This is a genomic window from Pseudomonas sp. X10, from assembly GCF_054889225.1.
On sequence record NZ_CM142677.1, the window covers coordinates 2,834,944 to 2,853,752 of the forward strand.

An 18,809-nucleotide genomic window follows, 5' to 3' on the forward strand; every position below is an offset into this window, starting at 1 on the left:
AACTCTCGTAAGACGTTCCCTCGTATTCACCCTTTTATCGCTGTTGTGTTTTCAGCCAGACGCGGATTGCTCAGGGCTCTTCGTACTCGGTCTCAGTTTTAGGGCAACGAGGTATCTACAAAACGCAGGGCGATTCAAACTGATCATTCGAACAACCATCCAGACGGTGGCTTGCAACACGGCTAGGTAGGCGGCAACTCAGCTGGCAGATCCCTGGCTCGCTCGCGGTCAGCAACGCTCACTACGCAGCGCTCAATGAACTGGAGCTCTTGGGTGAGCTCAATGGCGCGCTTTTCCAGCGCTTTTAATCCGGCTTGATGTTCTTGCTTCACCTCTTCCGGAGCCCTGGCGAGTCCTACCAATTTCCTGCGGCCCTTCTCAATTTTTTCATTCACCTCTGCAAGGTACCTTTCTCCTGACTCTCTCTTTTTGTCCATGAAGAGCTGGCATTCCAGAAAGCGGATGGCATCGTAGATTTTAAGGACCTCACCACTTGTCTTGGAGTGCACAAAGTTCAGGCTTCCTTCATCAAAGGCGTGGTGCTCCTGGTTTTGGCCACTCCAGTTCACCAAGTCATTCTTGATGAAATTGAAATGCGAAAGGTCGTAGTCAATGAAGGGCTCCACCAGCTTGAAGGTGTGCTCCAGGCTCACCTGCAGGTACATACTCTTCTTTAGCTGCGATTTGTTGAAATTCGCGGTCACCTGAACGCCGTTTTCAATGCAGAACTCTAGCACCATGGACTCGAACCAGATCCGGCAATACAGCAATGCTTGCCTAACGTCATAGACCGACAGCGCCACGTGCACCTTTCTCTGAAAACCGCCTGCATGATCAATGACCACGATGCCTTTGTTCGTATAGCTGAGCACATGGTGTGCATGCTGGTCGGATTGAGGATGGCGATCAGCGATGATGCAGAAGCGCTCCCAGAAGAGGCGATCGTGGGTCGTCACCACCATCTGGATCCGGCGCAGGTAGTCATCATTGAAAAACAAGTCGATGATATTGGATCGGTGATCCGTATCGATCGCGTTGACGACGTCATCAAAAACGATGAGCGGAAAATTGTTTTTCTCAGCCATCGCCAAGAGAATCGACAAGCCCAGCGCCCTCAGATGCCCTTCGCTGAGCACAGCAAACGCATCCAGCAGGGATCCGTCCACGTTGGTGATCTTGATCCGGTAGCTCTCCGTAAGCTTTTCAAAGGCCAGCGTCTCTATCTGCTCATGGTCATCGTCGTGGTTATTGATCGCTCGGTAGTACTCGGCAGCCTTGGCTTCGATCCCTGTAATGCGCGCCTTTTCAAGCTCCAGCTTGTAGTCCAACAGGTCGCTGTAGAGCGTTCGGTATTCAGCCTCAAGATCCTTGAGCAACTGGTTGAAATGGCTGTTATCCACCGAGTCATTGAGCAAAGCCGTTCTCTGCCCTATCAGCGCAAGCATCCTGTTATTGGCGTCCGTGAACCCGGTTAGCGCCTGGGTTTTTAGGTCAAACTGTCGTTTCAGCGACTCATCGACCTGCTTGAGGTGTTCGATGAGCGCATCCAGACGAGCCGCTTGAACCTCCGCCTGATCAACCTCCCGTTGCTTGCGCTCGCAGGCACGCAGATAGGCCTCGATCTGGACTGTACTGTCAGCGCAGAGCGCGATGAAAGCATTAAGGACAGACCCCGCCACTGTCGTGCGGTCAGTCGCCGTATGGAACTCGATGAGCACCGCTTCCAATGCGTCCATCGCCAGTGGACAGGGTACATCGGCATAGGCATTGGCCTTCACGGAATTGACCCCAGTCGCGATCCTTGAAGCCCAGAGGACAACCTGAGCGTCATTTTTCAGTTTGGATTGCTTCAGGGCCTCCAGAGCTTCGAGCGCCTTGATCTGATCACGAGCCCTTTCAAACGGGTTCACTGTGACTTGGTCAAGTGGGGTCAAACAGGCGGGACAGGTCTGCTCAGACGGCTGTTCGGCGGCTTCCAACGCTTCCAAGGCTTCAAAAACAGCGCGATAGTTAACGTCACTGGCCATTTGCAGAAACAGTGTTTCGACCTGCTTCTTGCGGCTGAGCAACCGCCTGGCGATGGCAGATGTACGTGCAACATGCTTGATGGGAATGACCACCGGTGCTTTGGCTGCTCGCAGTCGCTCGGCCCCACGGATGTGCATGTCTATCGTCTTGCGCAGCCGCTGCACCTTTGGACGAATTTCGTAATCTTGATCGGCCCTCAACCCCAAGAGTTGGCAGGTCTGCGAAATCGCAGCGTACAGATCTGTCCTGTGCTTGCTACGCAGTTGGCCAAGTTCTGTTCTAGCGCGTTCAAGGTTCGTCAGGGCCTCGGCCTGGTCGGCACGCATGAATGCCTTGAGCGTAAAGCTGTCAGGGCGAACGAAACGAGAAATGACTTCCTGAAGCTCTTCCAGGCCGAACAAGGTCGCCAACACATCACTTTCGCCACTGCCTGTGTCTTTGGAGCCCAAGAGCGAAAACTCTTGAAGGCGATTGCGATCAATAAAGCAGCTCGACCAACTGATACTGGGCGCAATTTTGAGCTTATTCGTTCCCAGGAGAGCGAGCTGGGGCTTGGTTTCCCCTCGCGCAATGTACTGCTTGAGCTTGGTCTTGCGCCTAGCGGCTTCCTTGATGTCCCCAGTGGTGCAAATTTCGATGGCTTCACAGAGCGATGATTTACCGCCGCCATTGGGTGCGTAGAAAATATTTTTCAGCTTACTGAATCGAATGAACGTGCCTTTGTCGTCGGCACCAAACTCGCCAAAGCCCCGGAAATTCCTGACGCGCAGGTAATCCAACGCCCCCAAGCCCGAGGGGGGTGTCCGATCCAATTCAGGCCTTTTATCGAGCACTTTCTTGAAACGAGCAGCGACCCGCTGGTAGTTGCGACCCAGCAGTTGATCCGACGCCGTGGTGATGTGTGACTTGATGTGGTCGGAATAGCGGCCCTTGCTTTGGTTGGCCTGGTACATACACCAAAGAAGCACCAGGTACGCATCAGTACGCCCCTCAAGGTTCTGCTTGGCAAAACTTAAAAGGTACTGACTCATTGCGCCTCCTCCCTGTTACACATCAGCGTAACCGGACTGGCATCAATAAGCCATTACCGAGCGCTTTGGATGAGCCGGGCCTCGGAAAAACGTTGGGCAGTCTCGTACAAAACAGGCACGCACCCAACCTGACTCACACCTCCAGATACAGAGATATTGATCCCAAGTGCGGTTTGGGGGCCTGTATACTCAGGACAAATAGTGCTGCATCAGAACGCAGTTCGAGCCTCCAGCACCCATTTTGATAATACCGAGGAAGCACCATGCCAGTTGACGGGCCTCTACCTGGGACGGGTGATCAGCACGACATCAATGCCGATGCAACACGTTGCCTGATGGCTCGACATCCCAAAGATTGGCGAGTGCAAAGCCTGGAAGGGACTGACGACTATGGCTATGACTTCCAAGTGCAGACCACGCCGAATCAACGTGCGACGGATATTTTCCGTATCCAACTTAAAGGCACCCGCTCTCCGAGCCTGACGGCGGATGGCGAATACATTTCGGTATCTCTGAAAGCCACCACTGTCCGCTATTACGCCCGTGCCGTAGAACCGGTGCTCTTGGTGATCTGCGACCTATCGGTGAACGAAGATCCTGTCGACTGCCCTCTCTTCTATGTTTGGCTCAGGGATGAGCTGAGTCGCATCTCGGTCGACGATCTGTCCGCCGAACGCAGATACGTCACCCTTCGTGCACCCACAAAGAACGTACTAAAAAGAGCTACGGATCTCTCAAAGGACATTCGCCACCAGAACGAACTGTCTCGCATGGGGCATATCCTGAGTGAGCGCACAGAGCAAACACACCCAGGGATGCAAGCAGATGATCGCTTAACCCTGGTTCAGGGCGTGGTAAAAGGCGTGGCTGCACGAGGCTCCGCACTGATGAACGCCTTGGCAGGCCCAACGGAAGACTACTGGGTCAACCCAGCTCGCGGCACGCTTGCCTGGAACTTGACTCAGGCCAAGGCAGATCTACAGGTCACCGCGCTGGATCGAGCGAAGATCCAGCTCGATGAGGCAGAGCCAAAACTCGAAGGGTCGGCCACCCTTGAGCGCGCAGAATATTGGCGCCTACGTGGCAACTGGCAGGTTCAAACGGGAGATAACAAAGCGGCAGTCTCTTCCTACCAGAACGCGTACGAGGTAACGCCGCTCCCCAAGTTCCAAGCAGCCCAGGTGGAAGCGGAGATCCGCATCCGATTCGAGAACGATAGCGACTCACTTGCAGAGCTACATGATTTACTGGAAGGTGAAGATCCAGCCATCATTGCCATTCGCTCCCGGCTGCATGCCGTGCAAGGGCATTACGAGTTGGCCGTTGAGCAGGCGAATTTGCTTGCGGAACCTCAACGGTCTTTCGCCAGAGCGTTTGCACATTGGCTGTCTGAAGAACCGGCGAATGCCCTGACGGACTGCGAGGCGGGCCTTGAAGCCTGTGACGCGTCCGATGACATTCGTGAACTGTTGCTGTTGCTTAGGGCCCGAGCCAAATTTTCCCTCGCAGTGGCCACCGCCACTACGCCGCGACGTGAATCTATCCCACCCGCAGGTCTTCCGGGTGTAGACCTTCAAAAGCTCGAGGAAGCTTGGGTTGCGATTAACGATGCTGTCCTGTCCATAAAAGCATCTGGCTGGGGCTCCAACATAGAGCAGCTCGTCGACATCTGGGGGGCCACAGCATCGGCCCTTGGCAAGGCAGAGTCGATACTTCCAGACCTGAAGGATGCTGCGCAGAAGCGTCCGGACTTGCCCCATATCCATGAGGTCTTACGCGGCATTGCGGGTCAGTTGGCAGACTTCACCCTCGCGTTGTCGGCAAATGATCAGTTGCCCGAGTCACCTGACAAGCAGCTCTGGAGTACGCTTTTGCTCTATGAAACCCGTAAATTTCGGGCATGCTATCAAGGCTTTGGCGCATACGTCGGTAACGTGGATCGCAGCCATCCCCTGTTTGGGTCGGCTGTCACCGCAGCCTCAATTTCGGCTCACAAATCAGTTCAGACCGGCCTTGTGAACCAGTGGATGGGGCTGCTCGAAGCAGATCCTGCTCTGGCCCCCGAAGCCGCCCTCGCACAGTTTTACCTCCAGTTGGAAATCAGCAGGTTGGCCAAGGATGAGGCGTTGAGAACGCTGCAGGCCAGGTATGAGGAACTGGATCGGCCCGTCAGTATTGCACTCACCCTCATCCACGAGCTTGACCCCACCGATCCGCAAAGCGCGCAGGCGTGTGTTCAACTCTCCGAAAGGATCACTGAGCACTATGTCCTCTCGCCTGCGGTGGCTGCGCGGCTTGGTTTAGCCTTGGTGACTTTGAAAGATTGGCAAGGCCTCGTAGAGCTGTGTCAAAGCAATCGAGTCCGAGTTGAGCCTGGTGATCGAATGGGGGCCTTCGAGGCGTTGGCACTCGATCACTTGGGCGAAACGGAAAAGGCCCGCGATCGGTTGTTGAAAATTGTAGCCACAGGATCTGACGACCCACTGGCCCTGAACACCTATGCGACGATTGCCACACGTTGCGGATACGTCGATGACGCCGTGGAGGCAGCGGAAAGAGCGCTCGAAACTGCGAGATCCAAAGGGGAACAATTGGAGTTCGTGAAATTACTGTTCTTTCTCATCCAGTTTTCCGACCCAACGAGCGACCGGCTACTGGAGCTAGCCCTACGAGCAGGCGAATTGGTAGATCAGAGTGTAGAGAGCCAGGAAGGCACCTACTTGATGATGCACCTGAGCGGCACTCTGGGGGGACGCAGTGACATCGAACTTGCCAGGGATAGAGAGCAGTTCCGAACACGCGCTGAAGCATTTTTCAGGAATTTCCCGAATTCCCGGATGCTCTGGAGAGGCGAAATTCGAGAGGGCGCCTCTGGCACGGAGTTGGTGGAAAGCCTGAAAGCACTGACTGGAATGACGCCCGACAGAGAAGCGTTCCAGAAACGGATGGAGCGATCCCTACAGCAGGGATTAAACACCGTCCCTTTCTCGTGGCGCCCGCGGCTGGTGCTGTCTTACATTTCCGATATTGTACACCTGTGGGAAGTTGCCAAGGTGTCCAGCCGGGATGATCGCCAGTATCACTTGGTGATGGTCAACGATACGGGGTGGCAACCGATCGGTGCCGATGCCCTGCGCAAGCGAGTGCCTTTGCTGGATTGGACAGCGCTGTTAGTCCTTAACGACTTGGGGCTGATCGACGCCGTCATTACTTTCTTCGGTCAAATTGCGGTTTCCAGGGCCACGATGGAGGAGCTTGCCGAGTTCACGAACCCCGTATTTGGAAGCCCAAAGCGAAGCAAATGTTTGGAGCTACAGAACGCTTTGAAACCCCATCTAGCCTCGATCCTCCAGCCCTCCCCTCCAGAGGAGGCAAGCGAAGCATCGCCCGCCAGGGTCATTGGGCGCAGCAACAGTGAAATGGTGGAGATACTCGGCAAAGAGCCGGAACGGTACCGGCTCTATTCTGATGACGAGTCGCTGCGAATATTTTGTGCCGCAGGTTCCGAGGTCGATGGTTTCTGCACGCTTGATGTCCTGGCCGCACTGACAGAGGTTGGGCAGCTCTCCCCCATTGAAAAAGCCGGCAAAATTGCGCAGCTGTGCGAATGGAAGGTCAGGGTAATCGTGCAGCTGTCCGAGATTGTACGGCTGCTTCCCCCGGCTGCCTTTACTGCACGAACCGTACGTCAAGCCGTAGAAATCCTTGACGCAGAACCCAGGTTCATCTCAGTAATCTCGGCGCTCTGGGATTACCGCGCGACCTTTGAGAAAGTGTTGGAGCATGCCGCATCGGTGCTACGTATTCTGGTGGATCAGGCTTTGCTTCCTGAGATTGGGCTAGCAGCGCTGATGCGACACTGGCATGTCAAAGCAGCCATGAAAAGTGATGCCCCTGATCAGGCCCTTGAGACCATTGTCATTTTGATCATCGCCGCCGCACTCAGGGGGCATTTGCCAAAGGCCAGCGCGAAAGGACTCTGGGCGGTTTACAGGCTGTTAGTCGAATCTCATCATGGTGACCAGATGGACGAGCGTCTTGAGAGGGTTGCTATCCGGTTGCTGGGTTCGAAATGTGCTCAGTTGGAATCCGTAGCGGTTAGCGAAGGGTTGCGAATCTATACCGAGCTCAATGAGAGCCTAACGAGGGGCACAATTGACCAGTCCGAGTTCGCCAACGCCTACACCACAGCACGAATAGCGGCGCAAAGACCCAAATTCGGAGGATGAGTGCGGCGCCGCAAGCGCTGGACTGTGCGCGGCTTTGGCGTGGTCGAGCCTGAGGGGCACCCTTACTCTACAAAGACTGGTCCGGAAGCTGCTCTGACGATGTGGGCCAGGGACAAGATCCCAGTAGAGGTTTGCGAGCTGCAGCCCTGGAATTGCGTCGCGTCTATTGGAAACCAGTGGCGATTCACGGGTGGAACCTCAGTCCCCATGCCTGCTGAAGCAAGCAGAAGCTAGGAGATGCTGAAAGAAATTTGTACCTTCACCACTTGTTTAAAGTCAGTCGCACATTACGATTGGTTAGAAATATCCAAGGATGGTCGAAATGGCTGGCTTTTTCGTAGAACAGGCGGGATCACTCAACCTTCTTCAGCAAGCTGATGCGCCTAATAGCGGCTTCAGGCCGGGCCAGCTTGGCGCAATGCATGCAACATTGGCCCATTTCTCTGTGCAAGACGATCCCGCGATCATCTGCCTGCCCACTGGCTATGGAAAGACATCATTGATGATGTCGCTACCGCTTCTGCTTGGAGCAACCCGGATCCTCGTCGTCGAGCCATCAAGTGCTCTGCGCAAACAGGTGCACTCGCATTTTTCCACCCTGTCAACACTCAGGCGCATCGGTGCGCTACCTGAAGATGGGCCGCTACCTTCCGCTCACTTGCATTCGGGGCGGCCGATAACACCCGAGGCTTGGGAACAGTTGCGGGAGTTCGACGTCGTGATCTCAACCCCCGGTAGTTCTTCGCCAATGATTGCCCCAGGCGCAGCGCCCGACCTCTTTGACCTAGTAATTTTCGATGAAGCTCACCATGCGCCGGCGGACTCCTGGGCAGCGTATCTTGATCACTACTCGACCGCTCGATTTATATTCTTGACAGCAACACCCTTCAGGCGCGATGACCGCGTTATTCCGGGCAAGCTAGTCTACCGATATCCTGTGATGAGAGCCGTATCTGAAGGGGCGTTCGACCCTATCGTCTTTAGGGAGGCCCCAATAGATAACGAGCTTGATGATGAGCATGTTGATCGGGTGATTGCCCAAACTGCAGTGGCACAGCTCGAAGAAGATATTGCTAACGGTTTTGATCATAGGCTTTTCGTACGCGCCTCGACCATATCTTCCGCGCAAGCGCTCGTCCCGATCTACGAGCAATTGGGCGTTTCCGTCGCCGCTATAAGCAGCCGACTGACCAAACGACAACAGGACTCAATTGAAGCAAAGCTCATTTCTGGTGAATTGAAGGCCATCATCTGCGTAGACATGTTTGGCGAGGGCTATGACTTCCCAAAACTGAAGGTCGCCGCGTTGCACGCACCCCACAAATCACTGGTACCCACAATCCAGTTCATCGGCAGATTCGCTAGGATCGACAACGCCACGGGTCGCCCAACCCTCATTGCACCGGCATTCAGATTGCGTGAGGCGACCGCGACTCTGCTCAGAGAGGGAGTCGATCTGGCTCAGATGATTGATGATGTCGCGCTTACTGAGATCCAGGGCGCAGTTGAAGCCCAAGAATTCATCGAAAGCTTGCCGGTGCGTCGGATGACTGAATCTGACTATGAATCCGTGTCTGCGTTGTCCTTCAATTTGTACGCGCACGTCCGAGGGTTTCACTGCAGTCGCAGGCCGGATTTCGACTTGCTAGGAGAAAAGGTCGGTCGAGTGCTTCGGATTGTGAAGCAGTGGGGAACGCCAGATGGCAATCTGTCTCTCGTATTGACAGCAGATGAAGCACCTCCGAACTGGTCGACCTCAAACACGCTCACTGATATTCGGCACGAGGCCTTCTTGCTGATGTATTTTCCTGAATCGAGCTATTGCTTCATCGGCTCAACCCTCAGGACAGAGAAGCTGTACCTGACCATCATGGATATCGTTTGCCGTGCCGGCAGCCGAGGGTTGAGCTATGAAGAAACGAGCCGAGCGAGGGCCGGACTGGAGGAGATGAGGTTTTTTGCTGTTGGCTTGCAGAACACGACCTTCAATTCGCAAGTCGAAACTTATCGAACCCTAACTGGCCCTCAAGCCGAGCGCGCGGTCACTGCCGGTGACAGCCGCGCTTACGCTCAGGGTCACTACTTCGGAAGTGGCATGAACGGCCAGGTGCGTGAAACCATCGGAGCCAGTAGCAGCTCCAGAATCTGGAGCAATCAGCGCCTATCCGTTCCTGACTTCTTTGCTTGGGTGCAGACGCTTCATGGGCGCATCGTAGGAGATGCTGCGTTTAGCCAAACACACCTCGACTTGGTCAGAACCACTACGACTCTTCGGGAGCTACCAGAAGCGGTGATGGCAGCCAACTGGTCGCGGCAAGGCCTCACTCGCAATCCTCGTATTCACTTCAGGACTACGCAAGAACAAGAATTACAAACCTCTAGGCTTGTGGAGTGGGATATACAGGACTTTGAGTGCGATCCACAAGCCGGGCACTTGGATTTTTCGATCGTTCATGCTGAGGGGCAGATCCGTATGCGCCTGAGTCTTGAGGGTGGCCAACTGATTCGCTGCCTGGAACCAGATGCCACAATGACGATCGAGTCTAGCCAGGATGGCTGGATGCCATTGGCCGATTGGCTTAGTGAGTACCCTCCTATTTTCTATGCAACAGATAAGTCTTCGTTTGAAGGGCTAAACAAAATCGCTGCCCCTCTTCTCAGATCCCTCGCACTTGCTCCAGGTGATGCGGAGTCAATCGATTGGACAGGTTGCGCGATCGAGGTGGAGTTCCTGCCGAACAATCAGGAGCCTCGCACACTGGCGCGACGTGCAGAGCTCAATGGCCAAGCAACTGTGCAGGAGCACTTGGAGCAATACCTTCTGACGCTTCCAGATCTCCGGTGTTTGTATTACGACCATCGCTCAGGCGAGGCCGCCGACTACATCTGCGTTACTGTCAATGCAGCCCATGAAGTGAACGTAACCCTCTATCACTGTAAAGGTGCAGGAGGGCCAGCTAATGGAGGGCGAGTTGGTGATGTGTATGAGGTTGCGGGGCAGCTGGTAAAGTCAGCTCACTTCTGCAACGTCGCGACCTTGCTGCATCATATGGAAGATCGCATGCATCGCAGACACACATCTCCTTCGTACTTTGTCAGCGGGGACTGGGATGAAACCTACGAGTTGCTTCGGTCAACACCTGCAACAGCTCTTACCTTCACGGTGGTAGGCGTTCAACCTGGCATTCGGCGCACCATGGTTGATGAGCGCATGAGCGATTTGATGGCGTTCTGCATAGGCTACGCACGTCAGGGCGCGGCAAAAGCTTACTGGCTAGTGAGTGAGTAGCTGTAGCGGGTGCTGGAAGATGCGATGTGTCGAGGTTTCGCACCGCCCGGCCTGAGGGTGAACTTAAATTCTAGTTGGCACTACCACAGATCGGCGCCCAGCCATTGCATTGCAATGGCTAGCAGTTACCAAGATGCCTCGAGAATTATCCAAATGCACTCAATGGATCGCTGCCCTCCCCGATTCATCGCTGGTTGCTCGACGTATTTCTTTTGTATTCCAGCACCTGATGTCAATCCGATCGTGAATGGCCCAGCATAGTCGAGCCCATCCACTTGATTACACGCTCAAGCGCGTATGAACTGCGCCAATGAGCGTGCAGTCGAATAAGGCGCTTCACCTGCGCCAAGACTATGCTCCATGGTTCGCGAAGACTGCCCGTCGAATATAGCCACCATCCAATCTCAGTGGTTATAGTCTCAGCCACACTAGGATGGGCAATGAATACATGACCTACGCACTGATAGACAACGCCACCCTCACTGCCGTCCAGCGCGCCACCGGCGCGGTTGCGGTCAAGACCAGCGATACGATCAATGGAGACCTGTGCGCGTTAGAGAATTTCCTGCAAGGCAACCTCTTTTACGACGACCTCCTCTGTATAGACAACTACAAAGCAGATCACAGAGAAAGCCGCAAGCAACAATTCCCCTACCTCAGGTTCTTGTCGCCTTCCGAGTTCGGGCTGGACGGGGTTGATACGCTCGCTCAAAAAGAAGCATCACTGATTCGTCCTGAAATTCGCGGCGGCGAGTTCGTGGATGAGGACTTTAGTGCCCTTTTGGAGCAACTGAAAATGAACATGGTCTGCACCTGGGATCAAGCCTCCAGTGTGTATTACCTAACCATGAGGATGCTGGGCTACCGTGCGTCCGACGACTATGGCAAATACAGTGCCCTAAGCGCAGCAATCTTCGCAGAGTTAAGCGATGCCAGTGAAACGCGCGGACGTTGGTCGAAAGATGTCAAGCTAGTGGGTTCGGATGGCCACGAATTCAGCAAGTCAGAGTTCACTAGAGAGTATCCTGGTGCCTACGGAGGTCCCACCAAGCAACTCGAGATGTTCGTCGCCTCGCTGAACTGGCTCGCGTACAAATCAATTTATTACACGACTGCAGCCAAACACCTGAAAGCAGACTCATTCATTCATCCCATCAGGCATGCCTATCAAGTGCACTGGATGAAGAAATCCGGCGCCTTCGGCCATGACTTCACCGCCCGCCTCCTGGCAAACCTCTCGGACAAAACCAGCACGAGCATTTCGGAAATCCGGTCGCACGGAGCAACTCAGACCGTTGCTTTGGACCTGCCCTTGTTTTCGGCATGGCTGACTCAATCCGCCGGAAGCGTTTCCAGTGCGATCGAGGCAGCTCGACAGATCCGCAGCGAAGACCATTTCGTAACGATGCGTGAAACCCTAAAGGCCATTCGAGTTGCCTTCGACGAGCAAGGGCTCGCGAGTGGAAACAAGCGCATCACCAAGCTCATGGATGATGTCGACAAGATTTGCGGCGACCTTAAACGCAGCTACGGTCTCAGGTCTGCCCAAGGTATCCAGGGGAGCTTTCTAATCAAGGCGGCAAGCTCTGTTACTAGTCTATTTGGGGTTTCGTTACCCGACCGGGATTTCGCTCTCTCCACTCCCGAGTTCTTGAAGTCAGAATCGACTAAGGCGTTTACAACGGTTGTCAAGGACATCACCAAGGAACTCACTGCCATGGAGCGCTTGGGGGGGGTGCGGGATCTGATGGCCAGGTGCTTCAAGATTGAAGGTGAAGACTTCGGCGGGCCGAAGGTTCAAGAGCCAAAGTTCCGATGGGTGAAGTCTGGGTGGCAGATGCCTATGTGAAGTAGAGTCACCTGCGTATTTTAGGGGCTAATCCGTCATACGAAACGAATGGGACTTTACGAAACCCCAAGAAACCAATCGACGCCCTTCGAAAATTGAAATTCGGTAGGGTTCCCAGCCATCTACGGAAAGGAATTTTGTGATGGCAAGCCCCCAATGCAACTCCCTGCCCGGTACCGCAGCGTCCTCACCGCTGAGGAGCTGCCAAAGTTCGCATCGACCAGACGAGCGGAAAATCTCGTCAATAAACATGGATCTATGAACAATCGCATTCGTTTTGATGCTATTGAGCCAAGTGCAGTGCGCTGGAGAGCGTCTTATGAACATCTGACATCGCCCACTTGTTAAATAACGTAAATTCAGATGGCCGCCCACTTCACCACCGCCGCAACAGCCTGCTTGATCGCATTGATCATTGAGATCGAGATTCAAGGGCTGGTCACAGCGACCGTTAAACCTCTGATTCGACATATTCGGTATATGGGTCCACGCTTGCTAAGTGCCATGGAAGTGGCGTTCACAGCGAGCTGCACTATGTATTCAAGACGGCCGACTGACGCCCGAACACGAGCCAGAGGAAGCCGTTTATGGCAATCACGCAAAACAACCGCTGGGTGCAGGTCGACAGCCCCCTCGGCGAGGATGTCCTGCTACTGCAGAGCATGGAAGGCAGCGAAGAGCTGGGGCGGCTGTTCCACTACGAATTGGACCTCACCTCCGAAGACCCGGCGATCAAGTTCGACCAGTTGCTGGGCAAGCCGATGGGCCTGGCCCTGGAACTGTACGATGGCAGTAAACGGTACTTCCACGGTATTGCCTGCAGTTGCCGGCAACTGACCGGCCACGGCCAGTTCGCAGGTTACCGCGTCAGCCTGCGGCCCTGGTTCTGGCTGCTCACGCGCACCTCGGACTGTCGGGTTTTCCAGAATATTACGGTGCCGGAGATCATCAAGCAGGTGTTTCGCGACCTCGGTTTCTCCGATTTCGAAGACAGCCTGAGCGGTAGCTACCGCGAGTGGGAATATTGCGTGCAGTACCGCGAAACCAGCTTCGACTTCATCAGCCGGTTGATGGAGCAGGAAGGCATCTATTACTACTTCCGCCATGAAAAAGCGCGTCATGTACTGGTGTTGGCCGACGCCTATGGCGCCCACTCCACGGTGGCAAACTACGCCTCGGTACCCTTCTATCCACCCGATCGGCAAATGCGCGAGCGCGATCATTTCTACGAGTGGCAACTGACGCGGGAAGTACAGCCCGGTTCTCTGGCGCTGAATGACTATGACTTCCAGCGCCCCCGTACCAGTCTTGAGGTGCGCTCCAGTGTGCTGCGCAACCACAGCAACGGCGACCATCCGCTCTACGACTACCCTGGCGAATACTCACAGTACAACGATGGCGAGCACTACGCGCGTACCCGCATCGAAGCCATTCACAGCCAATTCGAACGCGTACAGTTGTGCGGCTGCGCCCGCGGGCTGGGCTCCGGCCATTTGTTCAAGCTGACCGGTTACGAACGTGCGGACCAGAACCGCGAATACCTAGTGGTGGTCGCACGCTATCAGATCCGCCAGGAACCCTATGAAAGCGGGCAGTTGGACCAGACCGAACAGTTCATCAGCGAGCTGGACTGCATGGATGCCAGCCAAGCCTTCCGTCCCCTCCCCTTGACCCCCATGCCCATTGTCCGTGGGCCGCAGACCGCCGTGGTGGTTGGCCCCAGTGGCGAGGAGATTTGGACCGACCAGTATGGGCGGGTCAAAGTGCATTTCCACTGGGATCGCCATGACCAATCAAACGAAAACAGCTCCTGTTGGATTCGCGTGTCCCAGGCCTGGGCCGGCAAGAACTGGGGGGCGATACAAATCCCCCGGATCGGTCAGGAGGTAATCGTCAGCTTCCTCGAAGGCGACCCGGATCGGCCGATCATCACCGGCCGCGTCTATAACGCCGAACAGACCGTGCCCTACAAGCTGCCGGCCAATGCCACCCAGAGCGGAGTGAAAAGCCGTTCAAGCAAGGACGGCTCACTGGCCAACTTCAATGAGATCCGCATGGAGGACAAGAAAGGCGAGGAACAACTGTTTATCCACGCCGAGAAGAACCAGGACATTGAGGTCGAGAATGACGAGAGCCACTGGGTCGGCCATGACCGTAGCAAGACCATCGATAACAACGAAACCGTGCACGTCAAACACGACCGCACTGAAACGGTGGACAACAACGAAACCATCTCCATCGGCGTGAACCGTACCGAGAGCGTTGGCAACGACGAGAAAATCACCATCGGCGCCAATCGTACCGAAGAAGTGCGTAGCAACGAGACCATCACCATAGGTGCGGACCGTACGGAAAAGGTCGGCGCCAATGAAAACATCACCATCGTCAGTAACCGCACTGAAGATGTTGGTGGCAACGAGACCATCGGTATCACAGGCAACCGTAACGAAACGGTCAAAGGCAACGAGGGTATCGAGATCAGCGGTAACCAGAGTATTGAGATCAACGGCAACCAGAGTACCCAGATCGGCCAAAACGAATCCCGCAACGTCGCCCGAAACCGCACCACTGACATCAAGCAGAACGACAGCCTGGACGTTGGCAAGAACTTTTCCCTCTCCGCCGGCGACTCCATCAGCCTGATCACGGGCGCGGCCAGTATCACCATGAAGAAGGACGGCACAATCATGATTCGTGGCAAGAACATCACCATCGATGGCTCCGGTGCCATCAACATCAAGGCCAACAGGAACGTTGTAGTCAAAGGTCAGAAGATTCTGCAGAACTAGCCATGGAGTGTGCGCTATGACCGTCGAATACCACCGTCCCCCCTCCTCCACGCCAGCGCGTGTGGAGGGCGTCGTGATTGGTGTGCTGCTGGATGTGCCCAAGGCGGACGCCCCAATCGTGGCCTTCCCCGGCTGCCCCGGTGACTCGGGCCTCGCCGCGCGCACCACTACACCGCTCAACCGCGAGGACATCGGTGCCCAGGTCGCTCTGATGTTCGAAGCTGGCGATCCGACCCGGCCACTGGTGATCGGTCGCATCCAGCGCCTGCCCGAAACCACGACGCCGACCGTTGCCAGCCTGGACGGCGAGCGCTTGGCATTCACCGCAGAGCGGGAAATCGTCCTGCGCTGCGGCAAGGCCAGCATCACCCTCACGCGCGAAGGCAAGGTGCTGGTCCGAGGCGCCTACCTATCGAGTCGATCATCCGGAGTGAATCGCATCAAAGGTGGTTCGGTACAGATCAACTGAGGCAGTAATGCCATGGAATTGATTAACAAGACCCGCCTCATCGGTGGCTATACGACCTCAACCGATAAGACTGGCCGGGAGTGGCTAGTCGTGGTAGCGAAGGGAACCTACGGAATTCCTGATCACCCTGGACATGAACCTCGGCTGCTCGAACAGCAGGCACCGCTGATCATGACCGATGTATTCCCTGGTGAGCCTGGAGAATCAGCCGCGTTATACGAAAATGAATTTGCACTCCACAAGCCACGCTGCGACGTTCTGCTCAATGGGCATTGCTACGCACCCAATGGAGAGCCCGCCACAGAAGTGAGTGTAGCGCTGAAGATAGGGAGTCTTGTAAAAGCATTCAAAGTCGTTGGACCAAGGATCTATATGACTGGCGCCTTTTCATGCTCGATAAGCAAACCCATTCCGTTCACGAGAATACCCGTTACCTACGCACAGGCTTTTGGAGGTGTGGACCGGACATCTACAGACGTCACAAAACATAAGAGTTACCCCTGGAACCCTGTAGGGGTCGGATTTCATCCTGGTGCAAATAGTACAGAGATAAATTGTTTACCGCTGCCGAATACCGAAGAGCTGGACAGCCCCGTCACTACGCCCAGCGGGAATTACAGACCGATGGCATTTGGCCCGATTGGCCGAGCATGGCGACAGCGTATCCGCTGGGCTGGCACTTATGATCAGGCGTGGCTTGATCATCAGTTCCCATTTCTTCCAGAGGATTTTGACTTGCGCTACTTCCAGTGTGCGCCAGACGATCAGCAGATCGACTACCCTCAAGGTGGTGAAGAGGTCGTGCTCCTCAACCTCAACGATAAAGGCAGGTCGGCGTTCAGGCTTCCGGCAAACCTGCAATTAGCGGTGCTCATTGTCTTTCACGATGACAGTACAAGGGAAGCGGCAGCCGTTGTCGACACTGTTGTTCTTGAGCCTGACGCTAATCGGATGATGCTAACATGGCGGGCCTCTTCGCCTCTCGGGCGCAATATCAAGGAAGTAGCCAGCGTAATCGTCGGACAAAAAACCGATCAGCTCGAAAAGAGCAAAGCTCGCGAAAAACGCATGCAAGGAAAGCAACACTTCGCGTCATTGGATCTACTAATAAAGTGGACAAAAGGCGCGTCCCCTTCCTCTGAGGAGGAGATATGAAGCCCCTGCATGGTCATTCCCTGTTCATTACCAAAGTGGGCATGACTTGCCCCGTTGGCCTATGCGCTCCTAGCGCATGCGCTGCCAAGCGAGCCGGACTTTCAGCACTTCAGGAACTTCCATTTTTTGACAATGCTTCCGAACCCATCATAGGCGCGGCGGTTCCCACTATTGACCTGGCTATCCCGGCACCATTGCGCCTGACTGGTCTCATGATCCATGCACTGGCCGAGCTAATGCACGATGCAGAGAAATTAGACTGGAAAGAAGTTCCTTTTCTCTTGTGCCTGGCTGAACCAGAACGCCCCGGAGTCGATATCAAAGAGTTAGCCCGGACTATAATAAATGAGGCCTCTTCCCGTCTGGGAATACACTTCCATCCAACCCACTCCAGGATCATCCCTGCCGGACATGTCGCAGGCATGCATGCCCTTCATGAAGCCCGTCGATTAATCTGGGAAGAACATGTCCCCGCCTGTCTGGTGGGTGGGGTTGACTCGCTACTCAATGCGTTGACACTTCAGTGGCTGGATAGCCAGCGCCGGTTGAAGACCACAACCAGCCACGACGGTCTATTTCCTGGCGAAGGGGCCGCAGCCGTTCTGGTTCGGGCAAAGCGGCAGCATGACACATGCCTGGAAATATCAGGCCTTGGCTTTGGCCAAGAGGATGCCCCCCTTTTATCTTGCAAGCCGCTGCGCGCAGGCGGACTGACAACAGCCGTTCGCACGGCGCTTGCGGAGTCAAAACTGGGCTTCCACGAGATTGATCTGCGTCTGTCCGATGTAACAGGAGAACAATACGGGTTTAAGGAAATTCCGCTAATGGAAGCCCGGCTTTTGCGGACAGTGAGAAAAGAGGATCAACCACTTTGGCATTGGGCAGAAGCCATTGGTGACACCGGGGCAATTGCCGGAATCGCCCAGTTGATACTCGCGGATCAGGCTTTCCGGAAAGGCTATGCGCCAGGAAGCACCGCGATCTGTTTAACAAGCGCCTTGGGAGGCGCGCGAGCAGTTGCAGTCGTGCGCGACCTCAATAATTCCGGAGGTATCATATGAGTTGCGAGGTCTACGCAAATGGGGATGAAATTGCATGCAAAGCGGGCGCCGGCAAGGTAATAGCCGCTTTCCCGGACGTCTGTTTAACGCCACCACCTCCGCCAGCAGGTCCAATCCCGGTACCTTATCCCGACACCTCATTTTCCAAGGACATGAAGAAAGGCAGCAAGACAGTAAAAATCAAAAACAAGGAGGTGATGTTAAAGAATCGCTCATTTTATAAAACCTCGCCTTTGGGGGATGAAGCGGCAACCAGGAGCCAAGGCGCCGGTGTCATCACCCACGTTATCACCGGCAAGACATATTTTGTTTCGTGGTCAATGGATGTTCTTTTCGAAGGCCAGAACATAGACCGACATACGGATATCACGACATCAAATCATGCCAGCCCTGCGGCAAACGCTGCAGTCCCCATGGTAAATACCGCTAAATATGCCCCGGTGCAACAAGACGCCAAGGTGCAGGGCAAACATAAATGTGAGTGTTGTGGCGGCGCAGCGCATACCGACGCGCAAGCGAAGGGGGAGTATATGTCGGAAGATGAATTCTACGATACAGCACAAAATCCTGATAACGCCGCCCTCCTCGCCAAAGTCCGTGCGAACCCCAAGTGCAGGCACCTTCTACCACCCGCCGGGAAACCACCGAGCGGATGTAATAAATATTATAAAACTAGTAAGCGGGAGAAAAAGAACATTGAAAACGACTGGGCAATGAATAAGCCAAGCTATACTTACTGGAAAGGAATGAGCCAGGGAGCCCCTGTTGCGCATAGAGTACCCAAGGCGGCCGGAGGTTGTCCGGCCGGGCAAGGCAATCTTGCGCCCACTGGACGTAAATGTGCCAAACTCGAATTAGAGTTAAGTTCGCTTCAAGGCAAGTGCTCTAATAGTTTCCGAGGGAGCTAAC

At 54.9% G+C, this 18,809-nt stretch carries 9 protein-coding genes; 8 read left to right on the forward strand and 1 reads right to left on the reverse strand.

Annotated elements, in window-relative coordinates:
* Positions 1-182: 182 nt before the first annotated feature.
* Positions 183-3,059, reverse strand: coding sequence for an AAA family ATPase (locus ACYU03_RS12985; protein WP_461891317.1), 2,877 nt, complete (start codon positions 3,057-3,059; stop codon positions 183-185).
* Positions 3,060-3,322: 263 nt separating this feature from the next.
* Here ACYU03_RS12985 and ACYU03_RS12990 point away from each other — a divergent pair, with 263 nt between their 5' ends.
* The 8 genes from ACYU03_RS12990 (at position 3,323) to ACYU03_RS13025 (ending at position 18,808) form a co-directional block, all read left to right on the forward strand.
* Positions 3,323-7,288 carry a DUF4365 domain-containing protein gene (locus ACYU03_RS12990; RefSeq protein WP_461891319.1) on the forward strand — a complete coding sequence of 1,322 codons (3,966 nt, stop codon included), beginning with the start codon at positions 3,323-3,325 and terminating at the stop codon, positions 7,286-7,288.
* Between the two features lie 322 nt (positions 7,289-7,610).
* Entirely contained in the window at positions 7,611-10,577 is a 2,967-nt protein-coding gene (locus tag ACYU03_RS12995; RefSeq protein ID WP_247323648.1) for a DEAD/DEAH box helicase, read from the forward strand.
* Positions 10,578-11,025: 448 nt separating this feature from the next.
* A complete protein-coding gene (locus tag ACYU03_RS13000; RefSeq protein WP_019437132.1) occupies positions 11,026-12,426 on the forward strand; it encodes a hypothetical protein in 1,401 nt (466 codons plus the stop codon).
* 587 nt (positions 12,427-13,013) lie between these two features.
* On the forward strand, positions 13,014-15,215 hold the full coding sequence (locus tag ACYU03_RS13005) for a type VI secretion system Vgr family protein (protein WP_461891322.1): 2,202 nt from the start codon (positions 13,014-13,016) through the stop codon (positions 15,213-15,215).
* A 16-nt stretch (positions 15,216-15,231) separates the two neighbouring features.
* Positions 15,232-15,684, forward strand: a complete 453-nt coding sequence (locus ACYU03_RS13010; protein WP_461891324.1) for a DUF6484 domain-containing protein — start codon at positions 15,232-15,234, stop codon at positions 15,682-15,684.
* 12 nt (positions 15,685-15,696) lie between these two features.
* Positions 15,697-16,839, forward strand: a complete 1,143-nt coding sequence (locus tag ACYU03_RS13015; protein ID WP_461891326.1) for a DUF2169 family type VI secretion system accessory protein — start codon at positions 15,697-15,699, stop codon at positions 16,837-16,839.
* Positions 16,836-17,900 (forward strand): beta-ketoacyl synthase N-terminal-like domain-containing protein, encoded by a 1,065-nt coding sequence (locus ACYU03_RS13020; RefSeq protein WP_461891328.1) that lies wholly within the window; start codon positions 16,836-16,838, stop codon positions 17,898-17,900. Before ACYU03_RS13015 ends, ACYU03_RS13020 begins: the two co-directional genes overlap by 4 nt.
* The gene (locus ACYU03_RS13025) at positions 17,897-18,808 is read left to right on the forward strand and encodes a DUF4150 domain-containing protein (protein ID WP_461891330.1); all 912 of its coding nucleotides are present in this window, start codon (positions 17,897-17,899) and stop codon (positions 18,806-18,808) included. The genes ACYU03_RS13020 and ACYU03_RS13025 overlap by 4 nt, the downstream gene beginning before the upstream one ends.
* Position 18,809: the final 1 nt, after the last annotated feature.

Coding starts and splice junctions, on each gene's coding strand:
- ACYU03_RS12985 (WP_461891317.1), bottom strand. CDS start 3,059: ATGAGTCAGTACCTTTTAAGTTTTGCCAAGCAGAACCTTGAGGGGCGT.
- ACYU03_RS12990 (WP_461891319.1), top strand. CDS start 3,323: ATGCCAGTTGACGGGCCTCTACCTGGGACGGGTGATCAGCACGACATC.
- ACYU03_RS12995 (WP_247323648.1), top strand. CDS start 7,611: ATGGCTGGCTTTTTCGTAGAACAGGCGGGATCACTCAACCTTCTTCAG.
- ACYU03_RS13000 (WP_019437132.1), top strand. CDS start 11,026: ATGACCTACGCACTGATAGACAACGCCACCCTCACTGCCGTCCAGCGC.
- ACYU03_RS13005 (WP_461891322.1), top strand. CDS start 13,014: ATGGCAATCACGCAAAACAACCGCTGGGTGCAGGTCGACAGCCCCCTC.
- ACYU03_RS13010 (WP_461891324.1), top strand. CDS start 15,232: ATGACCGTCGAATACCACCGTCCCCCCTCCTCCACGCCAGCGCGTGTG.
- ACYU03_RS13015 (WP_461891326.1), top strand. CDS start 15,697: ATGGAATTGATTAACAAGACCCGCCTCATCGGTGGCTATACGACCTCA.
- ACYU03_RS13020 (WP_461891328.1), top strand. CDS start 16,836: ATGAAGCCCCTGCATGGTCATTCCCTGTTCATTACCAAAGTGGGCATG.
- ACYU03_RS13025 (WP_461891330.1), top strand. CDS start 17,897: ATGAGTTGCGAGGTCTACGCAAATGGGGATGAAATTGCATGCAAAGCG.